We start from the raw sequence: 15,946 nt of genomic DNA on the forward strand, positions 1-15,946 counted from the left end.
ACCTCCGAGGAATGCTGTTTAAAAGCTGGTTGTAAGAACAGTGGCGCGCGCTTATCGCGATGCCGTTACTGTGAGTCGTTGCTGCAACTCCTGCTGAGCTGCAGCCAGTCGCGCGCGGAATACGGGATTGGCAAGCATGGCACCGAACATGGCAGACGCTATTTCACGAGACGCCACAAGATCGCTGGCATAGTGCACACCGCAGGTCAGCCGATGCTGTGCGTAGGCATCCGTACGCGCCAGGATCAAGTCCTTCTTGTCAGGAGCGATGTAAGCCATCGTGTAGCCCAGCAGATAGCCGGAGAGTGTGTGGCCACTGGGATAGGAGTTGTGTTCGGTAGTGACCTTGCAAATAGGGTGAAGCGTGCTGTCCAACTGGTATGGGCGCGGACGCGCGAATGCGTTCTTCAGTGGCGTGCTCGCCACACCTTCCTCGTTGTGAACATCTGCGGAAAGCGCAGCCAACACCGGCAGATTTTCCGCTGTGAATCCACTACCGAAGATGTTGCGGTAGATGAAAATATCCTGCTCTACATCATCTGCTTTGGCTGCCTGCACATCCTGCGGCGTGCGAGTTACTTCCAGCTTGTGCAGTTGCTCCAGCTCTCGCGCGGTCGTTGCCGAGTTATCTGTCGGAGGATGCTCCACGATCAAGCTGACATCCAAAGTGGAGCCAAGGAGAAAGTGCGAAGTCTTTACTGCCTTCGGAGGAGGCGGAGCTGTAGGGACCTGCTGCGCTGCGAGGGACGCACAAAAGAGGAGGCCCATAGCAGCCGTGAAGCGATTGAATTGAGTCATAACAGGGGCGAGACTAGGGGCGCTTTTTGAAAGAACAGAGATAAAACCATTGCAGGACTGTGAATTTGCCCCTCTGAAGGCAACGCAAATGCGCATTTCTGTTGAAATTCAGATGGATTTCAGGTCTGCTTCAGAGCCTTTTCAGAATTGAGACAGCTCCATCGTTACTTCGGTGGAGACAGGCAGGTCGTCTGCCTCTGGGAAATCGATGTGGAAGGTGGACCCCTGAAGTGGAGTGCTCTCTACCGCCAGATCTGCGCCATGCGCATCAGCAATCCATCTTCCGATGGAAAGCCCGAGACCATTGCCTGCACGCGACTTCCCTTCACGCAGATCCGCCTGATAGAAGCGGTCGAAGACATGCGCACGCACACTCTCTGGCATACCCACACCGGTATCGCGCACTGTGACGCGTGGCCGCATTCCGCTCCAGGACACCTCGACGCGAATTTCGCCATGCTGTGGTGTGTAGCGAATCGCGTTGTCTAGAAGAATGCCAAGCAGGCGCTGCAATAAAACCTCGTCGCCGTTAACGCTGATCGATTGCTCCGGGAGTTGCCAATCAAGGTAAATGCTGCAGGATTCAGCAAGGTCTTCTACGCGCCTGCATCCGCTTACAACCAACTCTGACAGATCCACGCGCTTGAACTGCACTTCGTTGATGAAGTTGTCGCTCTGCGCCAATGTCAACAGTGCATCCAGCAATGTAGTAGCTGTGCGGCACTCCGTGACAATCTTCTCAAGATCATGTCTGTACTCGTCTTCCTTGCGTGGACGAATCAATGAGAGCTGCGCCGTCGCAAGCATCACAGTGATGGAAGTACGAATGTCATGTGAAGCATCTGCGGAGAAGCGACTCAGTCGCAGCACCGCAGCCTCAAGCCTTGCCAGCAGTTGATTCCATGCAATCACCAGGTTCTGCACTTCATCACGCGCTGTGGGCACAGGCAATCGCTTTGAGAGATTACCCACGCCAATTTCTAACGCAGCCCGCGTAATCCGATCCACCGGCTTCAACGCATGGCGACTCAAGAGATATCCGCTAACAGATGCCACGATCAGCAGCGCGGGCAATAGAAGGAACAATGCATTGCGATACTTGCTGAGAATGATGGCTTCTTCATCCAGCGCGCCACCGATGTAGAGGCGCACCGGTTGCCCCTTCAGCAACATGACATGACACAGCACCAATACCGGTCCACCCTGGAGAGTGACCTTGCTGTAGGCTGGGCGTTCACATCCCTCTGATTGCGGCAGATCTGGTCCTGCTTGATCCGCAGGAAACATCCACGAACCATCGGCATTACGCACATGGAAGAGATTGCCTTCGTGCGTCACCAATGCATAATTCTTCAACTGCTCGATGATGCTGGCCTGCGTGCGCGATGCCTCATTCGTTTTCAGAAGGCTGATGAGTCGTTCCTCTCGCCCTTCCAGATGCGTTTGTTTGGCCTGAATGAGTTCATAATGCAGCAGGCCATACGTCAGCATGCCGAAAAGCACCAGCCCCGTGAACATGACTAGCGAATACAGCAGCGCGAGCTTTGCGCGCACCGAAAGCATTACCTATGCCTCTTCAAAGATGTAGCCAACGCCGTGCACCGTACGGATCACCGTGTGGTCTACCTGAAGTTTGGAGCGCAGTCCGTGGATATATACATCCAGCGTGTTCTCCTTCACATCGGCTGCATACTCCCAACCAGCTTCAATTAGCTGCTCACGCGAAGTAACAAGCCCTTTGCGGCGCATCAGAGTTTCCAGCAACACATACTGCTTGCGTGTCAGAGCAATCTCTTTGCGATTGCGAATAGCAACGCGTCGTCCCGGATCCAGCACGATGTCGCCAGCACTAAGTGCAGGAGGATCTTCGCGGGTAACGCGACGGCCAAGCGCCGTAACGCGAGCCAGCAGGATCTCCAGGATGAATGGCTTCACAAGGTAGTCATCTGCGCCGCGATCGAAAGCATCCACGATCTTGGGTACTGAGTCCACCGCTGTCAGCATCAGGATGGGTGTCTTGCACAGCTTGCGGCGAACGCGCTCCAGGACAGTAAAGCCGTCGATGCCGGGAAGAAGAATGTCCAACAGCGCAACGTCAAACTGTCCGTTTAACAGGCACTCTTCGCCTTCGTGTCCGTCATAGCAAATGCTGACACGATGGCCTTCTTCACGCAGCGCACGATTCACCAGTGCTGCAATCCGCGTATCGTCTTCGATGACCAGTATGTTCATGGCGGTTACCGCGATCGTCGCTCTTAGCGTTGCGCGATCTTCAGGTCCTCATGGATCAGCCGTTGCGAAGTGAGTTTGCCATCAGCGTCAAACGACAGGACGACCACCCAGTCGTAGACATCGTCCGGCCATTTGCCATCAGGGATCAGGGTCTTCGAAGCGCCGAAGGCCTCCAATAATGCGGGAATCTGGCCGTGGCGCCAGGAAACCAGTGGATGTGTTCCATGCGGGTTCTCGCGCAGTTCTTTCACCAGCAGCGCATTGTCCTTGGTGCCAATATCGCTGTGTAGCGGCATGCCGGTAGCGTTATGCAGCGGCTCCAGCGTAAGCCTAGGCCGCATGCTCTCCTCGCTGTCGGCGCCCGCATAAAGACCATCCACTCCAAAGGAGAGATCACCGTCATGGAAGTGCTGGAAATAGTTCACATAAGCCTTGGCGCGTGCCTCGCCTTGCGGCGTAAGACCATGGCTATCCATTGACTTGTTTGATTTGTCCGGTTTTTCAGCGTGACGGACGATGAGCAGAACATTGTTGGCCAGATAGTCATGGGACTGGCCCAAAGCAGAGACAGACCAAAGCATGGCGAAGGCGAATGTCGCCAACACACGCGTGACACGCATGCAGAAACTCCAGGGTGAGACGGATCACCAGATTCAGGGATCTTCATCTCAAGAAGAACTGAGCAGGCTTTATTGCAAGATGAAAACGCTGTGAATTTCCGCTTGCGACGTTAATCTGACGTTCCAGCGCTGGTATGAAATGGGCCTCTAATTTATGGCTAAAGCCATCTTTTTCAGAAAGATTCGTTCTGCGAACGAACCGCTTATCTATAAATACATCCCGAAGGCCTTCTACACTGGAAGCAGGATGTACACGGTCGCTGCTTTTTATCGCTTCTTCGCTCTCACCGATCCGCAGGCTCTGCGGGACGAACTCCACGAGACATTTGCTCTCACGGATCTGCGCGGCACAACGCTGTTGGCGCCCGAAGGAATCAATGGCACTATGGCTGGCTCAGCAGAGACGATGGAGCGGCTTCTGAACCTGCTGGCAGAGCGCGCGGGGTTAGACCGCGCCGAAGTGAAGTTCTCTTCCAGCGAAAAGCCTCCATTCCGCCGCCTGAAGTTTAAGCGCAAACGCGAAATCATTACCTTCCGCACTGATGACCCGGTAGATCCAGCGCGGCCCGGTAAATATGTGGAACCTGCAGGTTGGAATGAGTTGATCTCCAGCCCCGATGTGCTGTTGCTGGATACACGCAATACGTATGAGACAGAAATCGGCACCTTTGACGGTGCGGTAATGCCTCCGCTCGAGAAATTCTCCGATTTCGCGCAGTGGGTGCAGGAGCATCTTGATCCGGCGCGGCATACGAAGGTAGCAATGTTCTGTACAGGTGGGATTCGTTGCGAAAAGGCTTCTGCTTACATGCTGCAGCAGGGCTTTCCTGAGGTGTATCACCTGCGCGGCGGTATTCTGCGCTATCTGGAAGAGACCCCGACGGAGCAGAGCCAGTGGAAGGGTGACTGCTACATCTTCGATGAGCGGATCGCGGTACGACATTCGGATCTGCGCCCGGAAGATACCTTTGAAGGATAAAACCTTCGTTGGCCGAAATAACTAATCCATCAACGACGAATGCCCAGGCTCGATTTTGTAAACCTGGGCATCATCGTTTTCATTTGCGCTTGTGTCTTTTGCAATCAGTTGAACTCTATCGCGGCGAGGGTGGCGTCGCAGGAGTCGCAGGAGTTGCGGGTGTGGCCGGAGTTGCCGGAGTCGCTTTACTGCGGGAATAGTGACTGCTGCCGGTAATGCCCATGAGAGGAGCCATGGCACCAGCGCCTGCACCGCGCGAAATGCCCATGACACGCCCCATCGCGCCATTGACATCTTCCATGCGGAAGTGGCCGCGGATGTGAACGACATTCACTTCACGCGATTCAGCGTTGAGGATCACCATGTCGCTGATAAAGCCATCGCCGCCGCTCCGGATGACGATGTCATTGCTTTCGTCAGCGCTTTCATTGCGAATGATGTGTGACCAGCCGTTGCCTTCCAGCTTGCGACGCAGACCGTCCAGATCGCTGCGCTGATACTGGCCCTTCTGGGCAAACTCGTAATTGCGGACAGTGATGAGATCAATCTTGGAAGAGAGGTCGGCGTAACGGCCATCGCGATTGCCGGCCAGCGCCATCATGTTCTTATCGAGGTTGACCTCATTGCGCTCCTTCGCATTCGCACCAAGGCGATCAAGCCCTTCCATGAGGTCATCTTTTGTCTGCGGATCGTATCCGACCATAGCGGGCTGTTCTGCTACTTCTGTTGAACCATCGTCATGCATCGTGACTGAGTAAGCATGGGCAGCTTCGCCAGTGAACGAAGCAGTAAGAGTCGTCGTGCCCGATCCGCTGCGCATGGCCAGCAGATACGGCTGCTTGGCAGAGGGTGTGGTGGCAGTCTGTGCATGGACTGCCGTGGTACAGACCGCCAGCAGAGCCGCTGCTGCGAATTGCCGGAGAGAAAAAATGTCGTCCATCGTGCTTATCCTCAAAACCTAAGTTCCAAAAGTTATTTCGCCAATTCCAGCGCGATCTGGGTGAAGCGTGCGGCGCGAGTGCGCTCCATGCTGGTGTCCACCTGATCCAGAGCGTGGTTGGTCAACTGCAAAGCCAGATCCAGCTGCTGCTGTGCTTCCGCTGCACGACGCGCTTCACGGGCGTGGTGCAGATGCACCATATCGCCACCGATGGCGAAGACAAGCGTTGCGGCAGCAACAGCCCACCATCCGGCGCGCTTGTGGGCCGAAGCAAAAACGGCAAGACGATTCTTCTGCTTTCGTGCAGCTTCGCGGGTCGCAACGCGCTGCATAACGCGATCTGTAAATCCTTCTGGAGCGGGCACGTGGCGCAGGCATCCGCGCAGCTCGTGCTCCAACTCTTCGATTTCCACCTGTTCGTTCCGCTCGAATTTATCCACGAACATACTCCTTCAAAACTACTGATCCTTTGCGGCGTAAGAGTTGCAAGCCGCGCTGCAGGTGGCTCTTTACGGTGGCCACTGGGTCGCCGGTGGTACGGGCGATCTCTTCCGGTGTGAGGTCTTCGCCGTAGCGAAGCACCAACACGGTACGTTGTGCCTCCGGCAGGCTGAGCAGCATACGCTCCATGGCTACCCCCATGGAACCGCAGTCTGATCCGCCGGAATCGCCGGGACGGTCATGTTTGTCTTCCCACTCGTCGGACTGCCCTTCCGGCCTAACCTTGCGGCGACGGAGAGCGTCTGTCGAACGGTGGGTGGCGACGCGACGAAGCCAATGGCGCACGTGGTCCGCGCTTTCCAGCCGAGGAAGCCAGTGATGCAGCTCCAGGAAGACGTCCTGCGCCACTTCCTCTGCCAGACCGCGGTCGCCGACAAGACGCAGCGCCACGGAAAAGACCATGGAACTGTGGCTGTCAACGATGTCGCGAAACTCGTCTTCGGTTGCCGTCACCCGATTTTTCCTTACTCCTCAAACAGCCTGTTCACTCTTCAATACGGCCTACATAGCCTGGGCGAATGCAGGAAGTTAACGAAAACTGCAAGTTTTTTATCAAGCCAGGTTTCCACAACCCTGCTTTGGTATCCTGAACTGTCAGAAACGGGGAATTTGCCATGCCGGAACATCGTGCAAGAGAACATCATCGGAACCGTGTCCAGGAGACACTGCGGGAAGAGATTGGTGTCATTATTGACGGCGAGCTTTCCGATCCGCGGATTGGCTCGACCACGGTGACTGAGGTCACGCTGGAACCCGGTGGCAAAAGCGGTCATGTGTACATTGCCGTGAACGGCGACGACGGGGACGAACAGCGCACGCTGGATGGTCTCCGCGCTGCCAAGGGCTACATCCGCGCTGAGTTGCTGGACCGCATGGGAACGCGCCATATACCGGACTTGTCGTTTCATATTGATCGGTCTGAGAAGATTAATGCGCGTATGGATACACTGCTGACGCGGATGAAGAAACGTGAAGGACGGCGACGCGCCGGAGCCACGGAGGCTAATCCATCCTGATGGCGTCGTCCGTGCGCTACTCCAATGATATGTCGCAGGATTTTGATCCGCAGCCTGGGCCGGCGGAAACTCCTCTACAGCAGATTGCAGAGGAGATACGGCAGCATCGCCGTTTCCTGGTCACCTCGCATGCGCGCCCAGATGGCGACGCTGTGGGATCGACGCTGGCTATGGGTAGCATCCTGCACCGCCTGGGCAAGGAAGTGGACTTGGTTCTGGCCGACCCTGTTCCTCAGGTGTACCGGACACTGCCTGGCATTGCGCGAATTCGCCAGTCGCGTGAAGTGGACGCATCCGCTTATGACGCGGCCATCATTCTGGAATGCGACGGGACCTTGCGCACCGGCCTGAACGGGCTGAATGGCATGCGCATCCTGAATATTGATCACCATCTGACGGGTATTCACTTCGGAACATTGAACTGGATTGATCCGGAAGCTTCGGCTGTAGCCGCGATGGTGTTTGAAGTGGCAATTGCGCTGGGTGTAGACGTGACCCCGGCGATTGCGACCTGCCTGTACACCGCACTGATGACAGATACGGGCTCTTTCACCTATCCAGGAACTTCTGCTGATACATTCACGCTGGCGCACGCTCTGATTGATCTGGGAGCGAAGGCGGACAGTGTGGCGCGAGATGTCTTGTACAGTGTTCCGGCTTGTCGTATCCAACTGCTGGGTCGGGCGCTGTCGAGGATACGGATTGAGCAGGGTGTGGCGTGGTCGTGGATCACGCAGGATGACCTGAATGAGTTCCACGCAACAGATGAGGACTCCGAAGGCACCGTAAACTATCTGATTTCCATTGCTGGTGTGGAAGCCGCCATATTCCTCCGGGAAACAGGTGGTGGACTTGCAGGGTTTCGGACCTCCCTGCGATCCAAATCAAGCGTCGATGTTTCTGCCGTCGCCAGCCGTCTTGGTGGTGGCGGGCATAGGAATGCCGCAGGTTGCACGTTGGAGGGATCGTTCGATGCTTCTGTAGCGCGTGTGCTCGCTGCGATGTATGAAGAGATCGAACGTGCCGCAGCCGCCGGGACAGTCTGTTAGCCTCAGATTCGGCATCCCAAACGGTGAACGAACCCATACAGAACGAATCGGCAATTCCGCCGGATGATGTTTCCACGCGGCCACTGGGTTGGCGCGCACGGATGCAGACAGAGGCCGCATGCACGCTCCGCGAGTTAGTGGTGCTGTGTGTGGTGACGGCATTGCTGCTGTTCTTTGGGCTTGTGCCATTTCGCGTCGGGCCTGCGGTGATTTCACAACCAGCGATTGGCCTGGTTGGCGCGGATGAACCGCGTTACGCGCAGATTGCAGTGGAGATGCTGGAAGAACACTCGGCGGTTTGCCACGCGTTAAACGCGAAAGTGATTCCACGTTCGCTGCGATGGAACGATATTAAGGCGAGTTTCGCATGTGCCCAGGGCGGAACCATTACGCCGATCCTGTACGGACATCCTTGGCTTGAGAAGCCTGCGCTGTATTACTGGCGCACCATGAGCTTCTACAAGGAATTTGGTAAGAGCGACTGGTCGGCGCGTTTGTCGAGCGCGACGGGCGCATTTGCACTGGTCTTCCTGATCTTCCTGCACATGCGACGATTCCGCCCTGGCGGACATCTGGATGCTGCACTGATTACCGCGTCTGCGGTGGCGATTGTTGCGTTTGCGCGCGGTGCAAGTACAGACATGCAGCTCGCCGCGCCATTCTGCATCGGCATGCTTGGCTGGTATGCGTGGTACGAGACAGGCAAGAAGTTCTGGTTGTTTGACCTGTACTTTTTTGGCGGCATCGCTACGCTGGCGAAAGGCCCTGTGGCGATCTTTCTTTCTGTCAGCATCATCCTGTTGTTTGTTGGATTGCGACGTGAGTGGCAGGTGCTACGACGGATGATCTGGCTGCCGGGTATCTGCTTGTTCCTGGCAATCGTGCTGCCGTGGTTTATCGCGGTTCAGTTACGCAACCCCACGTTCTACAAGTTCTTCCTGTTTGAACAAAATCTGCAGCGGTTTGCTACGGATCGCTACCAGCATCATCAGAACCCGTTTTACTACCTGATCGTGTTGATTTTGGCTCTGATGCCATGGACCGTTGTGGCGCTGCGAGCACTGTGGGATTCCGTGGATATTGCATGGGCTGAGTGGCGCGTGCGCCATAAGCCTGCGCGCTACCTGGGGCACACACGCGCGGGCGATGCCTTCCCTGAGTTCCTGGTGCTGTGGGCGATCTTCCCGGTGGTGTTCTTTTCGTTCTCCGGATCGAAGTTGCCGGGATACATCCTGCCCGCAATTCCGCCGATTACGATTCTGACTGGCGACTACCTGTATCGTGTGCGTCGCTGCGGATTACCGCGCTGGCTGATGGTGTCGCACGGTGTCATGTGCGGTCTTCTCACGTTCGTGCTGCTGTTGTGCCCGCAGTACATGGTGTATCAGCGCATGATTCCTGCCACACGGGCGCTGCTGTGGGCGGGATCGATTGCTTTGGTGACCGGCGTTGCCATTGTTCTGCTGACTCGTCGCTTTGGGTTGCAATGGCTGCGCCCGCTTACGTTGGTGCCGCTCATGTGCCTTCTGTTCTTCCTGCTCCATCGCAATGGATGGCTTCTGGATGAGAATTACTCCGCGCGGCCCATGGCACGACAGATTCAGCAGATGGCGCCGGATGTGAAGTTGCTGGTCACACACCATATCCGACGCGATACAGATTACGGATTGTGTTTCTATCGCAACCAACCATTGCGGCACTATCTGCAGGAAGAATCTGCGACAGAGAAACAGAGCGTGATCACGGGGGTTCCGAACGAGGAGCACATCCTGGTGATTCGGTCGGACGATACAGCCTCGTTGCAGAAGCTGCTGCCTTGGCGGCATTACAAGCTGATGTTTATAAATGTGTGGCAAGGGCTGGCCGTGTATCGCGTGGATGCTTTGCAATAGGAACCAAAGAGGTTCCCCACTCACATAAACCCCGCAAAACAAAGACAAAACCGTCTACTCTCAGCGATGAGAAGACGTGCTGGAACGATACGACATACGTGATTTGCGGCTGTACACAGGCCGCGACCTCCGCGAATTGCTAGCGGAAGAAGGAAGGCTGTGGCACGAACGGCTGCGGTGGGATTATTCCGAATCCATCGCGTTGCTTTTGGGCTACCTGGATTCGCGGATTCTTCCGGGGTTTGTAGCAGTAGAACGTACGACAGGCGCAGTACACGGCTACTGCTTCTCTGTGTATGAAACGCAGAAGGCCGTGGTGGGCGATGTGTTTGCCATCGGCGAGGATGCGCGCGAATTGGAGATTTCGCTGCTGCATCACCTGCTGCCCATGTTGCAGCACACTCCGGGTGTGGACAGAGTTGAATCACAGTTGCTGCTGGAGAGCAGTGACTTGCAAGAGCCATTTCAGGAGCACGAGTTTCGTGCGCACGCACGCCTGTTCATGGAAGTAGATCTGCCCGATCTTCGAGAGCTGATTCCGGAAGGAAGTCTCGTTCGGCGGGACGATGAAGTTCTTCCAACACTGCCGCAGCACCTGAAGCTGGTGCGATGGACAGCTCCCTGCTATCAACCGGCCGGCGACCTGATCCATCGCGCATATGAGGCCCACGGCGATTCCAGCATTAACGATCAGTACCGCACGGTGCAGGGATCACTGCGGTTTCTGCACAACATCGTCCGCTTCCCTGGCTGCGGTGTGTTCGACGCGGAGAACAGCTTTGTCGTGCGGGATGAACGCAGCGGTCAGCTTGAGGCGCTCGCATTGGTATCCAAAGTGGACGTTGGGGTAGCGCACATCACACAGCTTTGCGTGTCGCCTCGGCGGCGCGGCTATGGAATGGGCAAGATGTTGTTAAGGCATGTGGCCACGCAACTGGCACAGAAGGGTACGCGGGCGATTACGCTCACTGTGACCGAAGCCAATACTCCAGCGAAAACGCTGTATGAAAGTCTTGGATTTCGGACGCGGCTAGAGTTCTGTGCGAATGTGTGGACTCGAAACTCCATTCGAGGATGAAGCGTCGCCTATTCTAAAGTCAGTCCGTGACAGACCAAAACGGACCCGCTTGTAGCGGGTCCGTTTCGCATTTAGCCGCTGGCATCAGCGAGCGCAGTAACGATGATGGTGGTGATACCGCCACTCTCGACATCCATGACGATGGTGATGATATTGCGCATTTGCATTCACCATCATGGTGGCGATGCCAGCAAGAAAGATCAGGGAGAGGGTCAGCCTTTTCATGACACGTGTGATGCGTGACATGCCGCTGAGACTGTCCCGTGGCTTACTTTGACGGTGTCGTCTGGTCGTGTGGGCGCGGATACGTCGCTGTAACCACGGTGCTGATGCCACCGCGCGGACGGAAGTCGCCCTTTACTTCAGCCCAGATGGGATCGCAGGCCGCAACCATATCGTCGAGGATGCGGTTGCAGATGTTTTCCTGGAAGATGCCGAGGTTGCGATAGCAGAAGAGATATTCCTTCAGACTCTTCAGCTCCAGACACTTGTCCTTTGGCATGTAGCGGATGATGATGTGGCCGAAGTCCGGCAGGCCGGTGCGGGGGCACACGCTGGTGAACTCCGGATCGTCGATAAGGATCTCGTAGGAGCGGAACTGGTTCTGCCACGTCTCGATGGCGGGCATGGGCTCTTTGGTGCCGGCGGCTGCGTGCTCGTCGGTATAGAGCGGGCTGGTGTTGGTCATCATAATCGTTATTTCCCTGCCCTCTATTTTAGCGTTTTTGCTGGATTTTCGACGGCAGGCGGCTGGTAGATCAGATTCTTTGGCGATGGGCCGAACGACGGCCACGGGATGAGCGGCACCTGGTTAATGCCCGGTTTAGACCAGTCACAGACGCCGTTGGGAAAGATCGTTTTCAGGCGGGCAAGGTCGTCTGCGCTGAATGGCGCTTTGTAATCGGCTGGATCAACAGGCTTGAGCGTGCATTTCAGCACGTTTCCAGCAAGCGGACCGCCAGCCTCGTGGCGTGCGTTGGAGTAAACGGGATAGTCGTGCTGGCAGGGGCTGCTGGCGTCTTGAAAGACGAGTTCATCGCGGGTGAACCGGCCTTCAGTGAAGCAGCCGTCAACACCGGTGGAGGGTTTGTTGCGCAGGACTTTGTCGCGCTGTGTACCGGGGCGCGTATCGCCTTTGTAGGCGGTGATCCAATGATTGAGCAGGTCCTGCGCTGCGGCGTCCGTAACGATGTTGCGCCAGAAGACCATGTTTGCGGAACTGCCGTTAGCCTGACGGACACGATCACGTAGAGCGAAGTGGAACCAGCCGTAGTGGTAGCCACCGGTTTCTTTCGATGTGCCGTCATCAACGATGGGAATGGAAGCGAGGCCGCCGCCGCCGCTAAGCATGAGACCGGATTGGTAGGTGCGGCGGATAGCGTCCAGATTGCCCTGCGTGCGAGATGGAATGTAGTTGGAGTCGTTGTCGACACCGCCGATTTTTTCGTTGAGATCAAGGAACTGCGTCGTTGTGATGACGCCACGATTCAGCGCGCTAAGACCGTATTGCACACCCGTGTTATCGAACGGACGGAGAGCGAATCCCGTCTGCGGATCGACGCCGTAGGCATTGCGTGCCCAATCAAAGATGGTGGGACGTGCGCCCGTGGGATTCTTTTCCGGATCGTAGCGAAGTGATCGCGGCACAGCATCCTTCCACATAGCCGAGAGATATCCTTTGATGTCATCGCGGTGGGGTACAGGATCGGTACGCTGCGCTTGATTAGCCGCGTCAATCATGGCATCGACGGAGGGATAGCCACCAATCGCTGCCTGCTGCACGCCTGTGAGCGCGAGTGGCGCTGTCGATTGAAAGTAATGCATGAGCAAATGCGCATCGAGTCCAGCAAGCGCAATGGCGAGCGCATCAGGAAAAGTCGCACGAATCATCACGCCGTCGATGAGACCGGGTAAGGCATCCGCAATTTGCAAGGACGTGTATGCACCACCGGAGCCGCCAATAGATATTGTCCAATCCGGCACACCGAATGTTTCGATGAAGTGTTCCTTGCCCATTGCCGTGGCTTCACCAGCAAGGATGGCGTTACAGGAGTTGCTGGTGTGGTTGAGCGTGTTGGAGAAAAGCGCATCGCCCTGTGCGAGTCGTTCACGATCCAGCGTGGAAACACCGAGCGCGGCCCCCTGCACATACCATCCGCCAGGGCAACCTGAGCCCTGCAATGCAATGAGATGGTGGTTCCATCCGCGTGGCGGAGCGAATGGCGTGGGCTGCGCCTCGTTGGTGGGATCGTGAAGTACGGCGTTCTGGTAGATGCCGCGGTCCATGGTTCCCGTTTCCACGCGGACGATGAAGTTCACTGTGTTGCCAGACGCCGTAGTGGTGATGGCAACATCCCGCGGAACTTTCGTGAGGTCTTTCATCGGCTTGAATTGCAGCGAGTTCTTCGGTAGATAAACATACTGCACCACCGTGCGTGCGGAGCAGTTTTCATCCAGCGGCTTCCCCAACGTTGTCCCGTCAGGAAGTTTGAAATCGTTGGTCTGGCAGATGAATGGCGTAATACGCGGACCAGAGAAGACGGGGCCTTCGATGGGATAATTCGTTAGCGTGAGCGATGCGGTTCCGCTGCGCAGCGTGTTCGCACCGTTGCGCAAACCAGTAACCAGTGCAAGGTAGTTGCCCTGCCCTTGTGCGTGGAAGGCGCGGCTGACGTCTGTGCCATTGAGCGTAACGGATGGCTTCGCTGCAAGCGTATGCAGTTGCACGAGAACATCTCCGCCGGTGACCAGAGAGGCATCGGTCGATAGGGCTTTGAGAGTGGTCTGCGAGAAGGCGGAAACTGTGGCGGCGAGAAATCCTGCTACGAGAAAAGCTGTCCGAATGAGCACGGCAGCATGATACTTTGCCTCGCTCAGTTCTCCGAAAGACGCTCGATGTGATCAAGGACGAGAACTGGCACAGGTTGCTTCTGCGACTCCAGCTTTACACCGAGTTGTTTGTGCAACGCTTCCTGAAAGCCCTGTCCATCCACGTCTGTCCCGGCGGCCGCTTGTGCGTAGGGTGATACGAAGTCGAGAACGAAATCGATGTTGCCAGTGATACCGGTGTCGTTGACGACTGGACGACCGAGGTCGCCCCACCCCGTCAGCGAAGTGGCAAAGACACTCATCGGCATATCGCGAGCGCCGATACGGAAGTGTGTGCTAGCACTACCGGAGAGAAGTAGCAGACCTCCGCAGACTTCGGGATAGCCTTCGGCGTCTGCATCAACGGTGGTTTTTCCCTTGAAATCTTTGGAACAGGTTCCGGTGTGTTTGCGGAAGTGAGGACCAAAGGTATCCGGCTTGAGTAGTTGCAGCGAATAGACAGAGGCAGTGCGGGTTTCGTAATGCACGACGAGGCCGAAGCGATCCGCAAGCAGCGAACGCATCATGAGACGGAGTTCGTCCTTGGTGACGTCGGTTTTGTCAGTGCGTGCCTGGATATCGAACCGCGCTTCCGTGACCCATTTGGGAGCCATGTCACGAAAGGCGTCCTGCTGCGGTACGGTCATGCGATAGGCGAAGGAGACCAGCACCAAGAAATCCATATTGCGGACGTTGAGTTGGCCACCAGTTGGCGAGTAGACGTTGCCGGGGCCGAGTGGCACATTCGTCTGCGGTGGTTCGCCTCCTGGTCCCTCAACAGACTTGTTCTCGCGGATAGAAGCAACGTCGAAGGCAAGCTTCTGCTGCGCTGTTATAGGAAGCGCGAGGCTGAGGATGGCAAGAAGTCCGGCAACGATTCGCATATCGCATTCAGCCTATCGCAACAGCTCAAACGAGACCGAGATCGAAGAGGCTGTCAGCACTGGAATTGAGCGCTTCTTCGATGGAACGCGGTTGCCAGCCGAGGAGTTGTTGAGCCTTGACCGACGTAGTCTGGCGACGTTTCCCGAGTTGTGGAATCAGATCTTTTGCCTCAGGCCTGATAAGAGCGAAACCACGAATCATCCAATCAGGCAGTTCTCGCTTCGGCAGTTTTGCACCGCGTGTGCGGAGGTGTTTGCGCAGAATGTTCGCATATTCAATGAACGGAACAGCATTGCCAGTGATGGCGAGGAAGCGCTGACCATTTGCCTCCGGGCGAGTCATGGCAAGCAGTTCGAGGTCTGCTACGTCACGAACATCGACGGCACCGAAGGCGATGCGAGGCACGCCGGGAAATTCGCCTTTGAGCATGCGTTGCAGTATCTGCACCGAAGCTGAAAGCTTCGGCCCCAACGCGGGTCCAAAGATGCCGACCGGATTCACAGATGCCAACTGAAGATTGCCGCCTTCGCGCGCAAGGAAGTCCCATGCGGCGCGTTCCGCAATCGCCTTGCTACGAATGTATGGGCTAACGTCGTCGCCATCTATGTTGGTCCAGTCGTCTTCCGTAAACGGCGTGGGACGATCCGCATGGCCGTAGCCGATGGCTGCAAATGAACTGGTAAGAACGACACGTTCCACGCCTGCATCGCGCGCTGCTCGCAGGACTCGAAGCGTGCCCTCGCGTGCGGGTGTGGTCAGGTCCATCGCCTTCTCATCCTTGCCAAAGAAGAACGGCGAAGCAACATGCAATACGTAGCGACAGCCTGCGACGGCCTCGGGCCATCCGATATCAGAGGTCAGGTCGGCCGTACTGAATTCAATGCGGGTATCGCCGAGACCGGCACGTATCAGCATCTCGCACACTTCGTGACTACGATCCAGCGAACGCACTGTTGTACGGACGCGATAGCCCTGACGCAGCAGTGCAGCGATGCAGTGAATGCCGACAAAACCAGTGCCGCCGGTGACAAGGACAAGATCGTTCATAGTCATTGGATTCGAATCAGTTGCCATGAGGTAAAGATTTT

General features: G+C 56.3%; 16 protein-coding genes. 5 read left to right on the plus strand and 11 right to left on the minus strand.

What is annotated here, in order from left to right; genetic code table 11:
* Positions 1 to 51: 51 nt before the first annotated feature.
* The 4 genes from JAO32_RS13360 to JAO32_RS13375 all read right to left on the minus strand — a co-directional run bounded on the left by JAO32_RS13360 (position 52) and on the right by JAO32_RS13375 (position 3,650).
* Positions 52 to 648, minus strand: coding sequence for an acid phosphatase (locus tag JAO32_RS13360; protein ID WP_334241177.1), 597 nt, complete (start codon positions 646 to 648; stop codon positions 52 to 54).
* 291 nt (positions 649 to 939) lie between these two features.
* Positions 940 to 2,361, minus strand: coding sequence for an ATP-binding protein (locus JAO32_RS13365; protein WP_334241179.1), 1,422 nt, complete (start codon positions 2,359 to 2,361; stop codon positions 940 to 942).
* Between the two features lie 3 nt (positions 2,362 to 2,364).
* Positions 2,365 to 3,030 (minus strand): response regulator transcription factor, encoded by a 666-nt coding sequence (locus JAO32_RS13370; RefSeq protein WP_334241182.1) that lies wholly within the window; start codon positions 3,028 to 3,030, stop codon positions 2,365 to 2,367.
* Positions 3,031 to 3,053: 23 nt separating this feature from the next.
* A complete protein-coding gene (locus JAO32_RS13375; protein ID WP_334241184.1) occupies positions 3,054 to 3,650 on the minus strand; it encodes a hypothetical protein in 597 nt (198 codons plus the stop codon).
* A gap of 247 nt (positions 3,651 to 3,897) precedes the next feature.
* Here JAO32_RS13375 and trhO point away from each other — a divergent pair, with 247 nt between their 5' ends.
* Complete coding sequence (trhO, locus tag JAO32_RS13380) at positions 3,898 to 4,629, plus strand: oxygen-dependent tRNA uridine(34) hydroxylase TrhO (RefSeq protein WP_334241187.1); 732 nt, start codon at positions 3,898 to 3,900, stop codon at positions 4,627 to 4,629.
* Positions 4,630 to 4,744: 115 nt separating this feature from the next.
* Here the strand turns inward: trhO and JAO32_RS13385 are convergent, their stop codons facing one another.
* Genes JAO32_RS13385 through JAO32_RS13395 form a run of 3 tightly spaced genes read right to left on the minus strand, consistent with a single transcriptional unit; the run spans position 4,745 to position 6,523 of the window.
* The gene (locus JAO32_RS13385; RefSeq protein ID WP_334241189.1) at positions 4,745 to 5,569 is read right to left on the minus strand and encodes a DUF4252 domain-containing protein; all 825 of its coding nucleotides are present in this window, start codon (positions 5,567 to 5,569) and stop codon (positions 4,745 to 4,747) included.
* A 32-nt stretch (positions 5,570 to 5,601) separates the two neighbouring features.
* Positions 5,602 to 6,009 carry a hypothetical protein gene (locus tag JAO32_RS13390; protein WP_334241191.1) on the minus strand — a complete coding sequence of 136 codons (408 nt, stop codon included), beginning with the start codon at positions 6,007 to 6,009 and terminating at the stop codon, positions 5,602 to 5,604.
* On the minus strand, positions 6,002 to 6,523 hold the full coding sequence (locus JAO32_RS13395) for an RNA polymerase sigma factor (protein ID WP_334241193.1): 522 nt from the start codon (positions 6,521 to 6,523) through the stop codon (positions 6,002 to 6,004). Before JAO32_RS13395 ends, JAO32_RS13390 begins: the two co-directional genes overlap by 8 nt.
* A 161-nt stretch (positions 6,524 to 6,684) precedes the next feature.
* Between JAO32_RS13395 and rbfA the strand changes: the two genes are divergently transcribed.
* The 4 genes from rbfA (at position 6,685) to JAO32_RS13415 (ending at position 11,105) form a co-directional block, all read left to right on the plus strand.
* Positions 6,685 to 7,086: a 30S ribosome-binding factor RbfA gene (gene rbfA / locus JAO32_RS13400; RefSeq protein WP_334241195.1), complete on the plus strand. Its 402-nt coding sequence runs from the start codon at positions 6,685 to 6,687 to the stop codon at positions 7,084 to 7,086.
* A complete protein-coding gene (locus tag JAO32_RS13405) occupies positions 7,086 to 8,135 on the plus strand; it encodes a DHH family phosphoesterase (RefSeq protein WP_334241197.1) in 1,050 nt (349 codons plus the stop codon). The genes rbfA and JAO32_RS13405 overlap by 1 nt, the downstream gene beginning before the upstream one ends.
* Before the next feature lie 23 nt (positions 8,136 to 8,158).
* The gene (locus tag JAO32_RS13410; protein ID WP_334241199.1) at positions 8,159 to 10,027 is read left to right on the plus strand and encodes an ArnT family glycosyltransferase; all 1,869 of its coding nucleotides are present in this window, start codon (positions 8,159 to 8,161) and stop codon (positions 10,025 to 10,027) included.
* Between the two features lie 76 nt (positions 10,028 to 10,103).
* Positions 10,104 to 11,105, plus strand: a complete 1,002-nt coding sequence (locus tag JAO32_RS13415; protein WP_334241201.1) for a GNAT family N-acetyltransferase — start codon at positions 10,104 to 10,106, stop codon at positions 11,103 to 11,105.
* Positions 11,106 to 11,373: 268 nt separating this feature from the next.
* Here JAO32_RS13415 and queF read toward each other — a convergent pair whose 3' ends face one another.
* From queF to JAO32_RS13435, 4 genes are read right to left on the minus strand one after another with little or no spacing between them, the layout of a single operon-like run.
* Positions 11,374 to 11,796 (minus strand): preQ(1) synthase, encoded by a 423-nt coding sequence (gene queF / locus JAO32_RS13420; RefSeq protein WP_334241203.1) that lies wholly within the window; start codon positions 11,794 to 11,796, stop codon positions 11,374 to 11,376.
* A 20-nt stretch (positions 11,797 to 11,816) separates the two neighbouring features.
* Positions 11,817 to 13,955, minus strand: a complete 2,139-nt coding sequence (locus tag JAO32_RS13425) for a DUF6351 family protein (RefSeq protein WP_334241205.1) — start codon at positions 13,953 to 13,955, stop codon at positions 11,817 to 11,819.
* A gap of 23 nt (positions 13,956 to 13,978) precedes the next feature.
* Positions 13,979 to 14,857, minus strand: coding sequence for a TIGR03435 family protein (locus JAO32_RS13430; protein ID WP_334241206.1), 879 nt, complete (start codon positions 14,855 to 14,857; stop codon positions 13,979 to 13,981).
* Between the two features lie 25 nt (positions 14,858 to 14,882).
* Positions 14,883 to 15,932, minus strand: coding sequence for an SDR family oxidoreductase (locus tag JAO32_RS13435; RefSeq protein ID WP_334241208.1), 1,050 nt, complete (start codon positions 15,930 to 15,932; stop codon positions 14,883 to 14,885).
* Positions 15,933 to 15,946: the final 14 nt, after the last annotated feature.

It is taken from the genome of Terriglobus sp. ADX1 (assembly GCF_036877645.1).
GTDB lineage: Bacteria > Acidobacteriota > Terriglobia > Terriglobales > Acidobacteriaceae > Terriglobus.

Excerpts from the sequence above, each read along its gene's own strand:
- JAO32_RS13365 (WP_334241179.1), bottom strand. The coding sequence starts at position 2,361 with ATGCTTTCGGTGCGCGCAAAGCTCGCGCTGCTGTATTCGCTAGTCATG.
- JAO32_RS13370 (WP_334241182.1), bottom strand. The coding sequence starts at position 3,030 with ATGAACATACTGGTCATCGAAGACGATACGCGGATTGCAGCACTGGTG.
- JAO32_RS13375 (WP_334241184.1), bottom strand. The coding sequence starts at position 3,650 with ATGCGTGTCACGCGTGTGTTGGCGACATTCGCCTTCGCCATGCTTTGG.
- trhO (WP_334241187.1), top strand. The coding sequence starts at position 3,898 with ATGTACACGGTCGCTGCTTTTTATCGCTTCTTCGCTCTCACCGATCCG.
- JAO32_RS13385 (WP_334241189.1), bottom strand. The coding sequence starts at position 5,569 with ATGGACGACATTTTTTCTCTCCGGCAATTCGCAGCAGCGGCTCTGCTG.
- rbfA (WP_334241195.1), top strand. The coding sequence starts at position 6,685 with ATGCCGGAACATCGTGCAAGAGAACATCATCGGAACCGTGTCCAGGAG.
- JAO32_RS13405 (WP_334241197.1), top strand. The coding sequence starts at position 7,086 with ATGGCGTCGTCCGTGCGCTACTCCAATGATATGTCGCAGGATTTTGAT.
- queF (WP_334241203.1), bottom strand. The coding sequence starts at position 11,796 with ATGATGACCAACACCAGCCCGCTCTATACCGACGAGCACGCAGCCGCC.
- JAO32_RS13430 (WP_334241206.1), bottom strand. The coding sequence starts at position 14,857 with ATGCGAATCGTTGCCGGACTTCTTGCCATCCTCAGCCTCGCGCTTCCT.
- JAO32_RS13435 (WP_334241208.1), bottom strand. The coding sequence starts at position 15,932 with ATGGCAACTGATTCGAATCCAATGACTATGAACGATCTTGTCCTTGTC.